The sequence below is a fragment of the Geodermatophilus sp. SYSU D00879 genome (genome assembly GCF_054050375.1).
Genome location: NZ_JBJGZF010000001.1, coordinates 339,674 through 356,515, shown reverse-complemented (window position 1 = coordinate 356,515; position 16,842 = coordinate 339,674). Strand labels below are relative to the sequence as shown.

Here is a 16,842-nt window from a genome sequence, read left to right as displayed (position 1 = left end):
CGGTCAGGTCCGCCCGAGCAGGCGCGGCAGCTGGTCGAACAGGGTGTGGGTGAAGTCGACCAGCTCGGAGAGCACCCAGTTGCCGGTGACCAGCAGGGCGATGCTCACCGCGATCATCTTGGGGACGAACGACAGCGTCGGTTCCTGGATCTGGGTCGCCGCCTGGAACAGCGAGATGAGGAAGCCGACCAGCAGGGCCGTGAGCAGGACCGGGGCGGCGACCTTCGCGGCCACCATCATGGTCTGGACGGCGATGTCGGTGACGTCGGCGTCGGTCATCCGTACGACCCCACGAGAGACGTGGTGATCATCGCCCAGCCGTCGACGACCACGAAGAACAGCAGCTTGAACGGCAGCGACACGATCGACGGCGGCACCATCATCATGCCCATCGACATGAGCGCGGCGCTGACCAGCATGTCCATCACCAGGAACGGGATGAACACGACCAGCCCGATGATGAAGGCGCTCTTGAGCTCGGAGAGGACGAACGCCGGGACCAGCGTCGTCATGCTCACCGCGGCGCGGTCCTCGGGCTGCTCCTCCCCGGACAGGCCGACCATGAGCTGCAGCTCGTCGTCGCGGGTGTTGTCGAGCAGGAACTCCTTGAGCGGCACGACGCCGACGTCGTAGGCCTGGGAGACCGACATCGCGCCGTCCATGTAGGGCTGCACGGCGACGTCGTTGATGTCGGAGAGCACCGGCCCCATGACGAACAGCGTCAGGAACAGCGCGATGCCGGTGAGCACCGAGTTGGGCGGGGAGGACTGCAGGCCCAGCGCGTTCCGGGTCAGCGACAGGACGACGACGATCTTGGTGAACGACGTGCACAGCAGCAGCACCGCGGGCGCCACCGACAGCACGGTGATCGCGAGGATCAGCGTGATCGAGGTGCTCGGGCTGCCGTTGCCGACCGAGATGTCGACCCCGCCGTCGACCGCGGGCACGGTCGGTGCCGTGGGCGCGGTCGGCGCGGTGGGCGCCGCCGCGGCCGGACCCGCGAGCAGCACGCCGGCGAGCGCGCAGCCCAGCAGGGCCAGCAGCAGGGTGGCGGCCCGGCGCGCGCGGGCGCGCGCGGGGGCGGTGGCGATCATCAGCGACGGACCGTCCGCTCGCGCAGCTGGGTGACGAAGCCCTGCCAGCCCGACCGGTCGAAGACCGAGCCGGCCAGCGCGCCGCCGACGCGGGGCGCGGGGACGGCCGGGCCGCCCGCGGCCGGCGTGGCGGCGGCGCGCTCGGCGAGCGTGGCCTCCACGGCGTCGCCGTCGAGCTCGGCGAGCAGGGTGACCTGCTCCTCGGTGGCGCCGACGACGAGCACCCGGTCGGCGATGCGCAGCACGTTGACCGTGCTGGTGCGTCCCATCCGCTGGCGCGCCACGACCTCGACGAGTCCGCCGCTGGAGCCCAGGCCGCGCTTCTTGGCCAGGCGCGCGGCGAACCACAGCACGCCGCCGACGAAGGCCAGCGACAGGACCAGCCGGATCAGCATCCAGGTCATGCCTGCGCGGCCCCCAGCTCGGCGGCGGCGTCGGTGACGATCTCGCTGATCCGCAGGCCGAAGTCCTCGTCGACGACGACGACCTCGCCGCGCGCGATGAGGGTGCCGTTGACCAGCAGGTCGGCCGGGGCGCTGGCGGCGCGGTCGAGCTCGACCACCTCGCCCGGGTGCAGCGAGAGCAGCTCGCCGACGGTCATCCGGGTGCGGCCGATCTCGACGGTGACCTCCATGGCCACGTGCCGCAGCAGGTCCAGGCTGTTGCGCGGGGTGCGCGGCGCGGTCGGCAGGGTCACCTGCAGCGCGAGCGTGGCCTGGTGGTCGGCGCCCGCGACCAGCGGCACGGCGACGAACATGCCCTTGTCGCGCAGCCCGTCGAGCGCGGTCACCGGGTCCTCGGTGCGCTCGGCGTCGACCCGCACCCGGCCCAGGGTGGCCGCGGCGGCCTCGAGCGCGGGGCGCAGCGCGGTCGCGACGTCCATCGGGCCGACCGGGGAGTTGTCGAGCGCCTCGACCACCTCCGCCGACAGCACCAGGACGACGTCGCCGGTGATCTCCCCGGACAGCCGGGCGCCGACCGCGGCGGCCGCGGCCGGCGGGACCGGGACGGCGTCGGGGTCGGTGACCGCGGGCCCGGGGACCAGCTCGGCGCCGGAGGGGACGAGCGCGGCCGCGGCCCGGGCGGCGGCCACCACGACGGCGGTGATGGTCTCTGCAGCAGCATGGGTGGCGGCCTGGGTGGTGTCGAGCGTGGCGGTCATGCGGGGTCCTTCACGGCGGACGGGGCGGGCACGATGGCGGCGGCCAGCCGGCGGCGGTGGTTGGTGGCGATGGCGTGGGCGAAGACGGCGTCGTTGGTGGTGACCTCGAGCGGCGCGTCCCGCGGGTGCCGCAGCAGCAGCACGTCGCCGACGGTCAGGGAGAGCAGGTCCTCCGAGGACACCTCGAGCGGGCTGAACCGGACGCTGACGTCGACCGGCACCAGCTCCAGGCGGGCGGCGAGCAGCTCGGCGGCGCGCTGCCGGGTGCGCTGGGCCGACTCCGACAGCTGCGGGGAGGCGGCGCTGTCGAGGGCCTGCTGGAAGGAGCTGAAGGGGAGCACGAGCGACGCGGCGCCCTCGCGGCCGCCGATCGACATCGTGTATCGGGCCACCATCACGGTGTCCGAGCCCGCCGCGGCCTGGGCGAGGGCGGGGTTGTACTCGATGCCGTCGATGGCCGGCTGCAGCTCGGTGACGTGCGCGAACGAGGCGGCGAACTCCTGCAGCAGCCGGGTGAGCAGCGAGGTGGTGATGGTGGTCTCCATCGCCGTCATCGGCCGCGCGGGCTGCTGGGCGGTGCCGGAGCCGCCGAGCAGGTGGTCGACGCCGGCCATCGCCATGTCCAGGGGGTAGGCCAGCAGGCCCTTGCCGCCCAGCGGCTCGATGGTGAACGTCGTCAGGAAGCAGGGGTCGGGCAGCGTGGCGAGGAAGTCGTCGTAGGAGTGCTGCTCGATGCCGTGCAGCTCCATCCGGGCGCCGGTGCGCAGCATCGTGGTGAGGACCGTCGTCGCCTGGCGGGCGAAGGCCTCCTGGGCGATCTGCAGCACGCGGACGTGCTCGCGGGAGAGCTTGGTGGGGCGGCGGAAGTCGTAGGTGCGGGGCGCACCGCGCCGGCTGCGGCCGCCACCGGCCGGCGCCTGCGGCCCGGGCCCTGGGGGCGCGGTCGCGGTGTCGGGGCGGGTCACGGTCCCCTCATCGGCGGGGCCGGGACGCGAACTGACCGGCGGCGCGGGGCGCCGCCGGTCAGCCGGGGAGTGTGGGACGGGTGGGACTACTGCGTCACTGGGTGACGTACTCCGTGAGGTAGACGTGCATGACCATCGGGACGCCGTCCTCGGTGTATGCCTCCACGATCTGGTGCTCCAGGGACTCCTTGAGCGCCTCGCGGGCGCCGGTCACGTCGGCCGGCTGGGCCTGGGAGTAGGTGGAGATGAGGATGTCGAGGGCCTTGGAGCCGTCGACGCCGCCGCTGCCGTGCCCGCCGGACGCGGCGGCCGCGGTGTACTCCAGGGTGATGCCGATCTTGAGGTAGCCGCCGCCGGCCAGGTTCACCGCGACGGGCTCCAGCGCGGTGTAGCCGCCGTGCTCGGGCTCCTCGGCCGCGGCCTCGCCGCCGGCGAACAGGAAGAAGTACGCCGCGGCGCCGAGGGCGACCAGCAGGACGGCGACGACGGCGAGCAGCTTCTTCTTCCCGCCGCCCTTGGCCTCCGCGTCCTCGGCGGCGTCCTTCTCCTTGGCCTTGCTCTTGGTGCTCACTCGTGGGTGCCTTCCTGGGCAGGGGCGGCGGCCGGGGCGGGCGCGGCCTGTGCGGGGGCGTCGAGGCCGGGCAGGAGCTCCCGGGCCTCGGCGGAGGCGTCGGACAGCACGACGACGTCGACGCGGCGGTTGAGGGACAGGGCGTCCGGGTCGTTCGCCGGCACCACCGGACGGGTGTCGGAGTAGCCGGTCCCGGACATCCGGTCCTGCGGGACGCCGGCGGCGGCGAGGTAGCGCACCACCGTGGTGGCCCGGTAGGCCGACAGCTCCCAGTTGGAGGGCCACGGCCCGCCCGGGGTCACGGGCAGCGAGTTGGCGTGCCCCTCGATCGCGAGGTCGTTGGGCAGCGCGGCCAGGGTGGGGGCGACGGCGTCGAGGATGGTGCGGCCCTGCGGCTGAAGCGTGGCCTCCTCCGGGCCGAACAGCACCGGGTCGGACACGATGTGCACGGTCAGGCCGCGCTCGTCGATCTCGTACCGCGCGGTCCCGGCGTGCCCGGCCGCCGCGAGGGCGGCGTCGATGGCGTCGCGCGCCGCGGCGAGCTGGTCGTACTCGGCGCGCGCCTCGGCCGCGACGTTCGCGGCCTCCTGGGCGGCGGCCTGGGCGGCCGCCGCGTCGACGTCGGACTCCGCGGCCGGGGCCGGCGGGAGCTGCACGTCGACGGCGGCGTCGAGGGAGTCGAGCACCGACGCGTCGGAGTTGGTGCCCGCGCTGCTCAGCGCGCTCACCGGGGCGCCGAACGCCTCCGACAGGCCGCTGGCCAGCGCGGCGAACTTCTCCTTGTCCACCTGGCTCATCGCGAACAGGACCACGAAGAGCACCAGGAGCAGCGTCATCATGTCCGCGTAGGACACCAGCCACCGCTCGTGGTTCTCGTGCTCCTCCTCCTCGTGCTTCTTCGCCCGGCGCTTGCCGCCGTGGCCGCCGGCGCTCACGCGCGCGCCCGGGCGGCGGTCACGCCGCCTCCTTGGCGGCCTCGCTCGGCGGGATCAGCGCGCTGAGCTTGAGCCGGACGGCGCGCGGGCTGGTGCCCGCCTGGATCTCGGCGATGCCCTCGACGAGCAGCTCCATCTGGGCGGCCTGCAGCTCGCTGACCCGCAGGATCTTCGCGCCCATGGGCAGGAACCAGAAGTTGGCCGCCATGACGCCCCACAGGGTCGCGACGAACGCCGAGGCGATCATCGGGCCGAGGGCCGCCGGGTTGCTGAGGTTCCCCATGACGTTCATCAGGCCGACGATGCAGCCGACGATGCCGATGGTCGGGGCGTAGCCGCCCATCGTGGTCATGAACTTGGCGGCGACCTTGTCCTCCGCCTTCTTGGCGGCGATCTCGCTCTCGAGGACCGCGCGCAGCTCCTCGGGGTCGGTGCCGTCGATGCCCATCTGCAGACCGCGCTTGAGGAACGGGTCCTGGATCTGCTTGACCTGCGCCTCCAGCGCGAGCAGGCCCTCCTTGCGGGCCTTCTCGGCGAGGCTGACCAGGGTCTGGATCTGCTCGGAGGCCGCCGGGACCTTGGCCGGCACCAGGCCGGCCTTGAACCAGCCGCCCATCTTCTTGAGGTCGGCCATCGTCTGGCCGGACATCGCCGCGCCGAAGGTGGCGACGATGACCAGCACGATGGCCGGGAGGAAGAGCAGCGACGTCGGGTCGGCGCCCTCCAGGACCATGAAGACCAGGAGCGCGACGAGCGAGACGACGAAGCCGATCAGGGTCGACGGGTCCACGGGTCAGCGCTCCTCGCGGGCCGGGAAGGGGACGACCGACGCGCGGCGGGTGTCGCCGGCCGGGTCGCTCGCCGGGGCGCCCGTGCCGGCGGTCGTGCCGGCGCGGTAGCTGCCGCGGTCCATGGCGTAGGCGGTCGCGAGGATGCTGGCCCGGTACTCGCGGATCTCGTCGAGCACCGCGTCGACGTCCTCGCTGACGACGTACCTGGTGCCGTCGACGAGGAAGACGACGGTGTCGGGGTGGCCCTCGACCCGCTCGATCAGGTCGGGGTTGAGCGCGAAGTGCTCCCCGTTCAGGCGCGTCACTCGGATCACGGGTGGGTCCTCTGGCTCGTTCGGGAAGGGGGAGGGGCCGCGACGGCGCGGCGCCGGCTACAGGGACCATCGGTCCCGCGCGGGGACTGCTTGAGCCGAACCCGGCCCGCCGCATCACCCCCGGGGGTGAGCCGGGCACCGCGTTCCCGCACGTCACACGCGCACCGGGAGGCGACCGGGGGACGACGCGGCGCGGCCCGGCACCCGGGGAGACCGGGTGCCGGGCCGCGAGCTCGGTCGGACGCGCCGTCAGCGCTTGAGGTTGACCAGGTCCTGCAGGATCTCGTCGGAGCTGGTGATCACGCGGCTGTTCGCCTGGAAGCCGCGCTGGGCGACGATCAGGCCGGTGAACTCCTCGGCGAGGTCGACGTTGGACATCTCCAGCGCGCCGGCGGTCAGCGAGCCGCGGCCGCCGGTGCCGGCCTCGCCGATGACGGCCTGGCCGGAGTTGTCGCCCACCCGGTAGCTGGAGTTGCCGGCCTTGGACAGGCCGCCGGGGTTGGCGAAGGTGGCCAGCGCCAGCTTGCCGATCGGCTCGCGCAGGCTGTTCGAGTAGACGCCCATGATCGTGCCGTCGTTGCTCAGCGAGATCGACTGCAGCGTGCCCATGGCGTTGCCGTCGACGCCGCTCGGGGTCAGCGCCGTCTTGCCGCCGAACTCGGTCATCCCGGTGAGGTCGAGCGGGATGGTGCCCGGCCAGTTGGCGCCGGTGACGCCGAGGGTGAAGGTCCTTCCGCCGGAGGGCCGGCCGGTGGAGGGGTCGAAGGTGAGCGTCTGCGCGGCGCCGATCGCGGTGCCGTTCTCGCTGGCGGCCACCGACCAGGTGTTGGGGCCGGTCTTGGTGAACGTCAGCGCGACCTGGTGCGCGGTGCCGATCGAGTCGTAGGCGGTGATCTGCGTCTGCACCTGGGTGGCCGCGACCGGCGGGGAGGCCAGCGGGTCGGCCGCCACGGACGCCGTCGACAGGTTGCCGGCCAGCGCGCCCGTCGTCGTCGCGGTCGGGGACATGACCTGGCCGAACGGGATGGACAGCGGGCCGATCGGGCCGTTGGCGTCCACCGTGCCGTCCGTGCCGGCCATCCAGCCCTGCAGCTGGGCGCCGTCGGGGGTGACCAGGTTGCCGGCGCCGTCGTAGTCGAAGGACCCGGCGCGGGTGAACAGGTTCTCGTTGCCGGCGCGGGTCACGAAGAAGCCGTCGCCGCTGATCATGAAGTCGGTGGCGCGGCCGGTGTTCTGGGTGGAGCCCTGGCCGAAGTTGGTGGTGACGCCGGCGACCCGGACGCCGAGGCCGACCTGTGCCGGGTTGGTGCCGCCGGTCTCGGCGGTCGGCGAGGAGCCGTTGCGGATCACCTGGGACAGGGTGTCCTCGAAGACGGTCTGGCTGCTCTTGAAGCCGACGGTGTTGACGTTGGCGATGTTGTTGCCGGTCACGTCGAGCTTGGTCTGGTGGGCGCGCAGGCCGGAGATGGCCGAGAACATCGAGCGGAGCACGGGGAGGTCCTCTCAGGTGGGGTCGGCGGCCCCCTCGTAGGGGCCCGCCGCGAGCTTGCGAGCGGTGGGGGGCGAGGGGGTCCTTCTCTAGGCGGGGAGGGAGATCTCGCTGAGGCGGCCGAGGGGCACCTCGGTGCCCCCGACGACGGCGGTCGGCTCGTCCCCGCCGAAGCGGACGGAGGACACCGTCCCGGTCTGCGTGGTGCCGTCCTCGGCGGTCCAGCTGACGCCGTGGCCGACCAGCGCGCCGGCCGAGAGCGAGCGCTGCAGGGCCAGCAGCTCGGCGTTCTGCGCGGCGATCTCCTCGAGCTTCTCGACCTGGGTGAACGTCGCGGTCTGCGACATGAACTCGGTCGTGCTCGTCGGGCTGTTCGGGTCCTGGTACCGCATCTGCGCGACCAGCAGCTGCAGGAACGTGTCCTTGCCCATCTGGTCGCTGCGGTCCACCGCGGTGGTGGCCGTGTACGTGGCCGGGCTGCCGCCCACGCCGCCCACGGGCTCGGTCATCGTCGGCTCCTCTCAGGCCCGGACGTCGAGGACGCTCGACGCGGGGTGGTCGGCGGCGGCAGCCGGGCGGCTCCCGTCGGGGTCGGGGGTGCGCAGCCACGGCCGGCCGCGGTCGTCGGCGGGGCCGCGCCCCTGGGCGGACCCGCGGCCGTGCTCGCCCTGCTGCCAGCCGGCCTGCGCCTGCGACGAGCCGGAGCCGGCCGGGTCGCGGTCCACCTGCAGCCGCGAGCAGACCAGGCCCGAGGCCTCCAGGTCGCGGCGCAGGTCGGGCAGGGCGTCGAGGAGGGCGGCGCGGCCGGCGTCGGAGGCGCCGCGCAGGCTCAGCTCGACCGTGCCGTGCTGGACGCTCACCCGGACCTCGACCGGGCCGAGCGTCTCGGGGGTGAGCACCAGCGTCATGGTGTGCGTGCCGTCGGGCCCAGCGGCCAGCGTGGCGACGGTGGGGGCGACCTGGGCGGCCACCGGCGGCTGCGGCACGTCGGGCCGGGCCGCGGCCGGGGTCGTCGCGGTGGGGGCCGGTGCCGGGGCGGGCGCCGGGACCACCGACGGCAGGGCCCCGCCGGTCCCCGGGTCGCGCTCCTGCGTGCCCGGGTCCGCGGCCACGGCGGGGACCGGTGCGGCGGCCGGGACGGCGGGCGCCTCGGTGGGAGCGGCGGCCGGCGGGACCGGCGCCGGCTGCGGGTCCGCGGCGACGACGACGAGCCCGGCGGGCAGCGCCGCCGCGCCCGGGGCCGCGGGCGGAGGGGTCGCGGGGGCCGGGACGGCGGCGCCGGGCAGGGCGGCGGGCGCGGTGCCCGCCCCGGCCGGCACCCCGGCGTCGGCGGGGACCGGCGCCGCGGCGGCCTGGGGGAGGCCGGCGGCGACGCCCGGCACCGCGACGGCACCGGCGGGGACGGCGCCGTGCGCGGCGGCCGCGCCGGGCGCGGTGGGGCCGGTGCCGCCGGGGGGAGTCGGGCCGGCGCCGGGGACGGCGGTGCCGAGGGCGAGGGCCAGCGCCCAACCGGCCGGCAGCGCGCCCGGCGGGACGGGGGGATCGCCCGCGGGCCGCCCGTCGGCCGGTCCGGCGTCAGTGGGGGTGTCGGCGGTCCCGGGGCGACCGGGCCGGTCGCCGTCGCGGCCCACGGCGCGGCCGGGCCGGTCGCCGTCACGGCCGACGCCGCGGTCGGCGCCCGGGCGCCCGGCGATCGGGTCGTCGAGGGCGTCGTCGAGGGCGTCGTCGAGGGCGGACGCGAAGCCGGCGGCCGAGCCGGGGTCGGACCCGCCGGCCGGGGAGGCCGGGGCGGGCGCGGCCGCGGCGGCGGTCAGGACGGGAGCTGTCACGAGTAGGCCTCCGCGGCGCTGGTGACCTTGCGGACGTAGGACTGGGTCTCGGCGTACGGCGGGACGCCGCCGTGGCGGGCCACCGTGCCGGGACCGGCGTTGTAGGCGGCCAGCGCCAGGTCGGTCGAGCCGAACCGGTCGGTGAGCTGGCGCAGGTAGCGGGCGGCGCCGTCGATCGACGACGCCGGGTCGGTGGCGTCGACGCCGAGGCCCCGGGCGGTGGCCGGCATGAACTGCATGAGGCCGGTGGCGCCCGCGGACGAGACGGCGGCGGAGTCGAAGCCGGACTCGACCTCCGCGACCGCGGCGAGCAGCGCCGGGTCGACGCCGTGCCGGGCGCCAGCGGCGGTGAACAGGTCGGCGTACGGGACGCCCGCGAGGCCGGCGCCTGAGGGGGCCACCGCCGCCGACGCGGCGGCGGAGGCCGGCAGCACCCGGCGGATGACGGTCGGGGTGCCGACGTCCTGCACGCGGACGACGTCGCCCTCCTGCGGCGCGGCGATCATCTTCCCGTCGCCGACGTAGATGCCGACGTGGTCGATGCCCGGGCGCGACAGGGAGTTGTCGAAGAACACGAGGTCCCCGGGGCGGGCCTCGGCCAGGCTCGCGACCGGGGTGCCCGCGGTGGCCTGCTGGGAGCTGGTGCGGGGCAGGTCGATGCCCACGTCGGCGAAGACCCGCTGGACCAGCCCGGAGCAGTCCAGGCCCACCGACGGGTCGGTGCCGCCCCAGGCGTAGGGCACGCCGAGGTAGCGCTGCGCCGCGGCGACCGCCTGCCCCTCCAGGCCGCTGCCGGCGGTCGCCGTCGTGCCGGTCGCCGCCGTGGCCGCGGTGCCGGTGAGCCCGGCGGCGGCCGCGGCGCCGGCCCAGGCGGCCGACGTCGAGGTGGCCGACGCCGAGGCGAGGGTGAGGATCCGGTTCTGGATCGCGGCGATGCGGCCGTGCACCGCGGTCAGTCCCTCCACGGGTCCTCCTCTCCCTCGGGTGCGGTCCCGGCGTGCCGGGCGGTGACCAGGTCGTCGACCGCGCGCTCCTCGGCGCCCAGCTCGGCGGTCCGCAGCGCGAGGAGGTGCCGCTCGCGCAGCTTCTCCAGCGCCTTGGTCTGCTGGGCGGCGGCGGTCCACCGCGCGCGCAGCAGCCCGGCCTGCTCGGCCGAGGCCTGCGCCGTCGCCCGTGCAGCTGTCACATCGGCAGCCGCGGCGGCCGATGCGACCATCGCGGCGACGAAGACGTGCGCGGGCGCGGACGCGGGCGGCACCCGGGCGGCCAGCGCGGCGGCCTGCGCCTCGGCGCGGCGCTCCGCCTCGCGGGCCGCGGCGGCCGCCTCGGCGGCGGCCCGCTCGGCGGCCTGCTCGGCGGCGCGGCGGACCCGCAGCACCGGCTCGAGGCGGAAGGCGGCCGGCCGGGCCACGTCAGCCGGCCGTCACGAGCCGGTGCAGCATCGCCCAGGCGTCGTCGGGGGAGGTCGAGTCCTCCAGCGGCTGGCGCAGGAAGGCGTCGATGGCGGGGGACAGCGCGCGGGCGCGGTCGACGAGCGGGTCGCTGCCGGCCTGGTAGGCGCCGATCTCCACCAGCTCCTTGACGTCGCGCAGCGCGCCCATGAGCCGGCGCATCTCGCGGGCGTCGGCCATCCGCGCGGGCGCGGTGACCGCGCCGGCGACCCGGGAGATCGACTCCAGGACGTCGACGGCGGGGAAGTGGCCGGTGGTGGCCAGCTTCCGGGTGAGCACGACGTGCCCGTCGAGGATCGAGCGGGCGGTGTCGGCGATCGGCTCGTTGTGGTCGTCGCCCTCGACGAGCACGGTGTAGAGGCCGGTGATCGAGCCGGTCGCGCCGGGGCCCGCCTTCTCCAGCAGCCGCGGCATCATCGCGAAGACGCTCGGCGGGTAGCCGCGGGTGGCCGGCGGCTCCCCGGCCGACAGGCCGACCTCGCGCTGGGCCATGGCGGTGCGGGTGATCGAGTCCATGAGCAGCAGCACGTCGCGGCCCTGGTCGCGGAAGCCCTCGGCGATGCGGGTGGCCACGAACGCGGCCTTGAGGCGCACCAGCGGCGGCTCGTCGGAGGTGGCCACGACGACGACGGTGCGCGCCATGCCCTCGGGCCCGAGGTTCTCCTCGAGGAACTCCTTCACCTCGCGGCCGCGCTCGCCGATCAGCCCGATGACGCGGACGTCGGCCTCGGTGCCGCGGGTGATCTGCGCGAGCAGCGTCGACTTGCCTACGCCGGAGCCGGCGAAGATGCCGAGGCGCTGGCCCTTGCCGACCGGCACGAGGGTGTCCAGGGCGCGGACGCCGACCGGCAGCGGCTCCTCCACCCGGCGCCGGGACAGCGCGTGCGGCGTCTCGCTGGCGAGGTCGACCCAGTCGACGCCCGGGCCGAGCGAGCCGTGCCCGTCGACCGGGCGGCCCAGGCCGTCGAGCACCCGGCCGAGCAGCGCCTCGCCGACCGGCACCTGCAGCGGCATGCCGGTGTTCCGGACCGGCGCGCCGGCGTGCACGCCACCGAGCTCGCCCAGCGGCATGCAGGTGAGCCGGTCGCGCGAGACGGCGACGACCTCGGCCACGAGCCCGCGGGGGCCGGGGCCGACCTCGACGAGGTCCCCGACGGCGGCGGCGACGCCCTCGACGGTGAGGGTGAGCCCCATCGCGCCGACCACCGAGCCGGTGAGCTGCGGGCGGGCGGCCAGGCGGGCGCGCTCGATCAGCGTGCGCGTGGTGCTCACGGAGACAGCACCGCCCGCACCCGCGCGAGCGCCGTCGACAGCTGGGCGTCGACCCGGCGGGGGCCGCACTCGGCGACCGCGCCGGCCCGCTCGACGGCGTCGTCGCCGACGACCGTGACCGACGGCGGCAGCGCGGCGAGGGCGGCCGGCGGGACCTCGGCGAGGTCGTCGGGGTGCAGCCGGACGACGGCGGGCGCGTCGGCGGGCAGCAGGGTCAGCGCGCGGCGGATCGCGTCCACGCCGGCGGTGGTCGAGGTCGACAGCTCGCGGCCGAGCAGGTCCTCGACCAGCGTGAGGACGCCGTCGACCAGCGTGTCGCGGACGTCCTCGGCGGTGGGCACCGCGGCGGTGTCGAGGGCGACGACGGCGGCGCCGAGCGCGGCCGTGGCCGTGGCCATCCGGCGCTCCCAGCGGGCCTGCACGTCGGCCAGCCGGGCGGCCGCCTGTGCCTCGGCCTCCGCGACGACCCGGCCGGCCTCGGCCATGCCCTCGGCGTAGCCGGCGGCGTGCCCCTCGGCGCGGGCGAACTCGCGCAGCCGGGCGAGCTCCTCGGCGTAGACGTCGCCGAGCCGCCGCACGCCCCGGCCGTTGGGCACCGGGACGTCGGCGGCGCGGCGGACCGTGGACCGCCGCTCGACCACGGCGGGCGCGCCGTCCACGACCGGCCTCGTCAGCGGCCGGGTCAGCATCTCGTCCGGCGACTGGGGCGGCGGGAGGGTCACCGGCCGGGTCAGCTGCTGGGTCGGCGGGTGGGTCACCGTCTGCGGCGCCGTGCGCGGCTCGGGCACCGTCGTCCCCGCCACCTGCCGGTAGGGCGCCGCCGCGCTGGCCGAGGCCCCGCGCAGCAGCACCGACTCCCGCGCCGTCGGACGGGACCCGTCAGGCGACGAACTCATCGTCCCCACCGCGCGAGATGGTCAGGACGCCCTGCTCCTCGAGCGTGCGGATGACCGCGACGATCTTGCCCTGCGCCTCCTCGACCGTGCGGGCGCGGACCGGGCCGAGCAGCTCGATCTCCTCGGCGAGGTTCTCGGCGGCGCGCTCGGAGAGGTTCCGGACCACCTTGTCGCGGACGTCGGGGCGCACGCCCTTGAGCGCGGTGGCCAGGTCGTTGGCCTCCACCTCGCGCAGCACCAGCTGCATCGACCGGTCGTCGATGGTGGTGATGTCCTCGAAGACGAACATCTGCGCGCGCACCTGCTCGGCCAGCTCCGGGTCGGAGGTGTCCAGCCACTCGAGGATCGAGCGCTCGGTCGGCCGCGGCGAGCGGTTGATGATCTCCACGAGGGTCTCGACGCCGCCCACGGTGGACATGTCCTGGTGGGCGAGCAGCGACCCCATGCGGCGGCCGAGCTCCTCCTCCACCAGCCGGACCATCTCCGGCGAGGTGCGGTCCATCGTGGCGATCCGGTGGGCCACCTCGGCCTGCTGCTCGGGGGAGAAGCCCGAGAGCACCTCCGCCGACTGCGCGGCCGACAGGTGGGCCAGCACCAGGGCGATCACCTGCGGGTGCTCGTCCTTGAGGAAGGTGACCAGCTGGCGGACGTCGGCGTTGCGCAGCGAGGCGAACGGCACCTCGGTGTAGACGACGTTGAGCCGGGCGAGGATGCCCTCGGCCTTGTCCTCACCGAGGCCGGCGGCCAGGATCTCGCGGGCGAAGTCGACGCCGCCGCGGCCCACGTACCGCTGCGCGGCCATCATCTGCGAGAACTCGGTGAGCACGCCGTCGACGTCCTCGGGCTCGACCGAGCCGAGCTTCATGATCTCGCGGGTGAGGGCCTCGACCTCGCGCGGGCGCAGCTTGGACAGCAGCAGCCCGGCCTCCTCCTTGCTCATCTGGGCGAGGAAGACGGCGGCCTTGCGCAGGCCGGGCATCTCGGGGCGCGGGGGAGCCGGCGGCAGCGCGGGCAGGTTGGTCCCGCCCGCGCCCACCAGCTGCTCGACCGGTGCGAGCGTCATTTGACGTCACTCAGCCAGCCGCGCAGCATCTGCGCCACCTCGTCCGGACGTTCGCTGACCATCGTGGCGATCTCCCCCCGCACCCGCTGCCGCTCCGCGGCCTCCAGTTCCAGCGCCCGGTTGTCCAGGACGGCGGTGTCGTCCCGCGAGCTGGACACCCGCAGCCGCTCGAGCTCGGCGATCAGGCCCTCGTCGAGCTCCAGCGGCTCGTCGTCCTCGTCCTCCTCGTCGTCGCCGCGGCGGCGCGAGCGCAGCCACACGACGAGGACCAGCAGCGCGATGCCGAGCGCGATGCCGCCGTTCTTGACCAGCGCCCACACCTGCGCCTGCTGCTCGGCCTCGCGGGCCGCGGTCATCTCCGCGGCGGCGGCGTCGGCGGCGGTGGTGTCGAAGGCCAGCGAGGCGACGCTGATGTCGTCGCCGCGCGCCGTGTCCAGGCCGACGGCGTTGCCGATGAGGTCCTGCACCTGGGTCTGGTTGAGGTTGCCGGCCACCGTGTCGTTGAGGACGACGGCGACGGTGAGCCGGTTGACCTCGCCGGGCGCGGTGACGGTGTTGGTGACCGTCTGGTCCACGGAGTTGTTCGCCGTCGTGGACTCGGTCGAGTAGGTGGAGTTCCCGCCGCCGGTGCCGTTCGCGGCGTCGGCGGTGTTCTCCGGGCCGAGGACGCCGCCGACGGCGGTGCCGTCGCCGGTGTACTGCTCGGTCGAGCGCTGCTCGGAGACCGGCGGGGTGCCCTCGGTGTAGCCGTAGGTGGTCGCGGTGCTGTCGCTCTGCGACATGTCCAGGTCCGCGCGCACGGCGACGCGGGCGTTGCCCGGGCCGAGGACGGTGTCGAGGATGGCCTGGGCGTTGGACGCCAGGCGGCTCTCGTAGTCGGTCTCCATCTGCGAGCGGGCGTCGCCGGAGGCGGCGCTCACGCCCTGGCCGGCGGCCGACAGCAGCTGGCCGGTCGAGTCGGAGACGGTGACCTGGTCGGGGTCCATGCCCTCGACGCTGGAGGACACCAGGTTGGTGATCGACTGGATCTGCTCGCCGGCGAGCTCGGTGCCGGGCTCCAGGTCCAGGAGCACCGAGGCGGTCGGCTCGCCCTCGTCGGAGGCGAACACCTCGTCCTCGGGCAGCGCGACGTGGACCACGGCGGTCTGCACGCCGTCGAGCGCCTCGAGGGTGTTGGCCAGCTCGCCCTCGATGGCGCGCTGGTACTGCACCTGCTGCTGGAACTCGCTGGTGGTGATGCCCTGCTCGTCGAGCAGCGCGTACCCGGTGTCCGACCCGGCCGGCAGGCCCTTGCCGCTCATCTGCAGCCGGAGGTCGTAGACCTGCTCGTTGGCCACCAGGATCGTGCCGCCGCCGTCGGCGAGCTCGTAGGAGACGCCGGAGGCGTTGAGCTCGTCGACGATCGCCGAGGCGTCGGTCGAGGCCAGGTTGGAGAACAGCGGCGCCATGGTCGGCGTCGTGATCCAGCGGTAGAAGAAGAAGCCGCCCAGAGCCAGCCCGGCCACCAGCAGGCCGATCACGACCTTCTGGCCGAGGCTGATGGTGGCGAGCGTGCCCTTGATCTTCGCCAGGGGACCGGCGAGTGCGGCAGGCATCAGACGGGCATCCTCATGATCTCGGTGAAGGCCTCGACCGCCTTGTTCTTGAAGGTCACCACCATCTCGGTGGCCACGGAGGCCTCCTGGGCGGCGATCATGTAGTCGTGCACGTCACGCAGGTCGCCGGTGGCGCCCTGGACGGCGAGGGCGTCCTTGGCCTCCTGCATGCTGCCGAGCTGGTCGAGCGCGCCGGTCAGCACGGCGGCGAAGCCCTCGCCCGAGGGGAAGGCCGCCGGGGCCGCGGCCGTCGTGCCGGCCGCGCCGCCGAGGGCGCCGATCGCCGGGATGCCGGGCAGCGAGATGCCGTCGATGGGGGAGCTCACGGTCAGCCCTTCCCGAGCTGGAGGGCGGCCTGGTAGGCGGTGGTCGCCCGCTCCAGGGACGACAGGTTCGCCTGGTAGCCGCGCTGGGCCATGATCAGCTGGGTCATCTGGTCGCCGAGGTCGATGTCCGGGTACCGGACGTAGCCCTTGGCGTCGGCCAGCGGGTGGTCGGGCTCGTGCACGAGCCGGCCCTCGCCGCTGCCGAACTCGGCCCGGGCGATGCGGACGCCGCCCTCGCCGGAGCCGTAGTCCACGGCCTGCGCGACGACCATGCGCTCCCGGAACGCCTCGCCGTCGGTCGAGCTGACCGTGTTGATGTTGGAGATGTTGTCCGAGACGGCGTCCATCCAACGGCGGTGGACGGACAGGCCGGACCCGGAGATGTCGAGGCTGTCGAACACGTCAGGACGTCCTCAGGGCCGTGCGCAGACCGCTGTACTTGCCGTCGAGCGCGGTGAGCGCGAACTGGTAGCGCAGGCCGGTCTCGGTGGCGATGACCGTCTCGCTGTCGAGGTTGACGTTGTTGCCGTCCTCGCGGGTGGGCTCGAACGAGCGCGCGATCGAGCCGCCGGAGACCGTCGGCGTCCTGCCCTGGCGCAGCTCGGTGCGCAGCGAGGACTCGAAGTCGGTCCGGCCGGCGAGGAAGCCCGGGGTCTGGACGTTGGCGATGTTGTCCGCGGTCACGCGCTGGCGCTGGGCCAGACCGCTCAGCGCCGCGTGCAGCGTCGTCATCGTGACGTCGCTGATCGTCATCGGGTGGACCGCCGGCGGGCAGGACGGCAGGACACGACTGGCCTCCGGGTACGTCGGGGGACCCCGGCGCGCGAGCGCAGGGGAGGGGCCGCCGATCCGTGGCGAGAGTGGTGCTGTCCGTGCAGGACCGTTCTCGGCAGCGGTCCGTCACACCTTGACCACGTTCCGTAACTCGCGTGACGGGTGTGACGGATGACGAGGACGAGCCGGGTGCGCACTGCCGGGGCCCGTGTCGCCTCCCGAGCCGCCTCCCGTGCGCAGGAGGCGGGCCGGCCCGGGGACGCCGACGGCCGGGCCCGCCGCGAGGCGGACCCGGCCGGGCCGGTGCGTTGTGGG

The 16,842-nt window shown here is 75.0% G+C and carries 21 protein-coding genes; all 21 read right to left on the bottom strand.

Translation table 11 applies throughout. The annotated features are described in order from the left end of the window. Nucleotides 1–3 precede the first annotated feature (3 nt). The gene (gene fliQ, locus ACI79B_RS01895) at nt 4–279 is read right to left on the bottom strand and encodes a flagellar biosynthesis protein FliQ (RefSeq protein WP_387987863.1); all 276 of its coding nucleotides are present in this window, start codon (nt 277–279) and stop codon (nt 4–6) included. Further along, on the bottom strand, nt 276–1,094 hold the full coding sequence (fliP, locus tag ACI79B_RS01890) for a flagellar type III secretion system pore protein FliP (protein ID WP_456926434.1): 819 nt from the start codon (nt 1,092–1,094) through the stop codon (nt 276–278). Before fliP ends, fliQ begins: the two co-directional genes overlap by 4 nt. Further along, nucleotides 1,094–1,498, bottom strand: coding sequence for a FliO/MopB family protein (locus tag ACI79B_RS01885; RefSeq protein ID WP_456926433.1), 405 nt, complete (start codon nt 1,496–1,498; stop codon nt 1,094–1,096). The genes fliP and ACI79B_RS01885 overlap by 1 nt, the downstream gene beginning before the upstream one ends. Then, a complete protein-coding gene (fliN, locus tag ACI79B_RS01880) occupies nt 1,495–2,256 on the bottom strand; it encodes a flagellar motor switch protein FliN (protein WP_456926432.1) in 762 nt (253 codons plus the stop codon). The genes ACI79B_RS01885 and fliN overlap by 4 nt, the downstream gene beginning before the upstream one ends. Then, nucleotides 2,253–3,221 (bottom strand): flagellar motor switch protein FliM, encoded by a 969-nt coding sequence (locus tag ACI79B_RS01875; protein ID WP_456926431.1) that lies wholly within the window; start codon nt 3,219–3,221, stop codon nt 2,253–2,255. Before ACI79B_RS01875 ends, fliN begins: the two co-directional genes overlap by 4 nt. A 94-nt stretch (nt 3,222–3,315) precedes the next feature. Beyond that, entirely contained in the window at nt 3,316–3,792 is a 477-nt protein-coding gene (locus ACI79B_RS01870) for a flagellar basal body-associated FliL family protein (RefSeq protein ID WP_456926430.1), read from the bottom strand. Further along, nucleotides 3,789–4,727 (bottom strand): flagellar motor protein MotB, encoded by a 939-nt coding sequence (locus ACI79B_RS01865; protein WP_456926429.1) that lies wholly within the window; start codon nt 4,725–4,727, stop codon nt 3,789–3,791. The genes ACI79B_RS01870 and ACI79B_RS01865 overlap by 4 nt, the downstream gene beginning before the upstream one ends. A 19-nt stretch (nt 4,728–4,746) precedes the next feature. Further along, nucleotides 4,747–5,517: a motility protein A gene (locus ACI79B_RS01860; protein WP_456926428.1), complete on the bottom strand. Its 771-nt coding sequence runs from the start codon at nt 5,515–5,517 to the stop codon at nt 4,747–4,749. 3 nt (nt 5,518–5,520) lie between these two features. Then, complete coding sequence (locus ACI79B_RS01855; RefSeq protein WP_456926427.1) at nt 5,521–5,832, bottom strand: flagellar FlbD family protein; 312 nt, start codon at nt 5,830–5,832, stop codon at nt 5,521–5,523. 249 nt (nt 5,833–6,081) lie between these two features. Next, nucleotides 6,082–7,323 (bottom strand): flagellar hook protein FlgE, encoded by a 1,242-nt coding sequence (locus ACI79B_RS01850; RefSeq protein ID WP_456926426.1) that lies wholly within the window; start codon nt 7,321–7,323, stop codon nt 6,082–6,084. An 87-nt stretch (nt 7,324–7,410) separates the two neighbouring features. Further along, nucleotides 7,411–7,830 carry a flagellar hook assembly protein FlgD gene (locus ACI79B_RS01845; protein WP_456926425.1) on the bottom strand — a complete coding sequence of 140 codons (420 nt, stop codon included), beginning with the start codon at nt 7,828–7,830 and terminating at the stop codon, nt 7,411–7,413. 12 nt (nt 7,831–7,842) lie between these two features. Then, nucleotides 7,843–9,150 (bottom strand): flagellar hook-length control protein FliK, encoded by a 1,308-nt coding sequence (locus ACI79B_RS01840; protein WP_456926424.1) that lies wholly within the window; start codon nt 9,148–9,150, stop codon nt 7,843–7,845. Next, nucleotides 9,147–10,115 (bottom strand): NlpC/P60 family protein, encoded by a 969-nt coding sequence (locus tag ACI79B_RS01835; protein WP_456926423.1) that lies wholly within the window; start codon nt 10,113–10,115, stop codon nt 9,147–9,149. Before ACI79B_RS01835 ends, ACI79B_RS01840 begins: the two co-directional genes overlap by 4 nt. After that, a complete protein-coding gene (locus tag ACI79B_RS01830; RefSeq protein ID WP_456926422.1) occupies nt 10,103–10,561 on the bottom strand; it encodes a flagellar export protein FliJ in 459 nt (152 codons plus the stop codon). The genes ACI79B_RS01835 and ACI79B_RS01830 overlap by 13 nt, the downstream gene beginning before the upstream one ends. A 1-nt stretch (nt 10,562) precedes the next feature. After that, nucleotides 10,563–11,873: a FliI/YscN family ATPase gene (locus ACI79B_RS01825; RefSeq protein WP_456926421.1), complete on the bottom strand. Its 1,311-nt coding sequence runs from the start codon at nt 11,871–11,873 to the stop codon at nt 10,563–10,565. Further along, on the bottom strand, nt 11,870–12,769 hold the full coding sequence (locus tag ACI79B_RS01820) for a FliH/SctL family protein (RefSeq protein ID WP_456926420.1): 900 nt from the start codon (nt 12,767–12,769) through the stop codon (nt 11,870–11,872). Before ACI79B_RS01820 ends, ACI79B_RS01825 begins: the two co-directional genes overlap by 4 nt. After that, nucleotides 12,753–13,832 (bottom strand): flagellar motor switch protein FliG, encoded by a 1,080-nt coding sequence (fliG, locus tag ACI79B_RS01815; RefSeq protein ID WP_456926419.1) that lies wholly within the window; start codon nt 13,830–13,832, stop codon nt 12,753–12,755. Before fliG ends, ACI79B_RS01820 begins: the two co-directional genes overlap by 17 nt. Continuing rightward, nucleotides 13,829–15,427, bottom strand: a complete 1,599-nt coding sequence (gene fliF, locus ACI79B_RS01810; protein WP_456926418.1) for a flagellar basal-body MS-ring/collar protein FliF — start codon at nt 15,425–15,427, stop codon at nt 13,829–13,831. The genes fliG and fliF overlap by 4 nt, the downstream gene beginning before the upstream one ends. Then, complete coding sequence (gene fliE, locus ACI79B_RS01805) at nt 15,427–15,753, bottom strand: flagellar hook-basal body complex protein FliE (protein ID WP_456926417.1); 327 nt, start codon at nt 15,751–15,753, stop codon at nt 15,427–15,429. Before fliE ends, fliF begins: the two co-directional genes overlap by 1 nt. 2 nt (nt 15,754–15,755) lie before the next feature. Next, complete coding sequence (locus tag ACI79B_RS01800; protein ID WP_456926416.1) at nt 15,756–16,154, bottom strand: flagellar basal body rod protein FlgC; 399 nt, start codon at nt 16,152–16,154, stop codon at nt 15,756–15,758. A 1-nt stretch (nt 16,155) separates the two neighbouring features. Continuing rightward, nucleotides 16,156–16,506: a flagellar basal body rod protein FlgB gene (locus ACI79B_RS01795; protein WP_456926415.1), complete on the bottom strand. Its 351-nt coding sequence runs from the start codon at nt 16,504–16,506 to the stop codon at nt 16,156–16,158. Nucleotides 16,507–16,842: the final 336 nt, after the last annotated feature.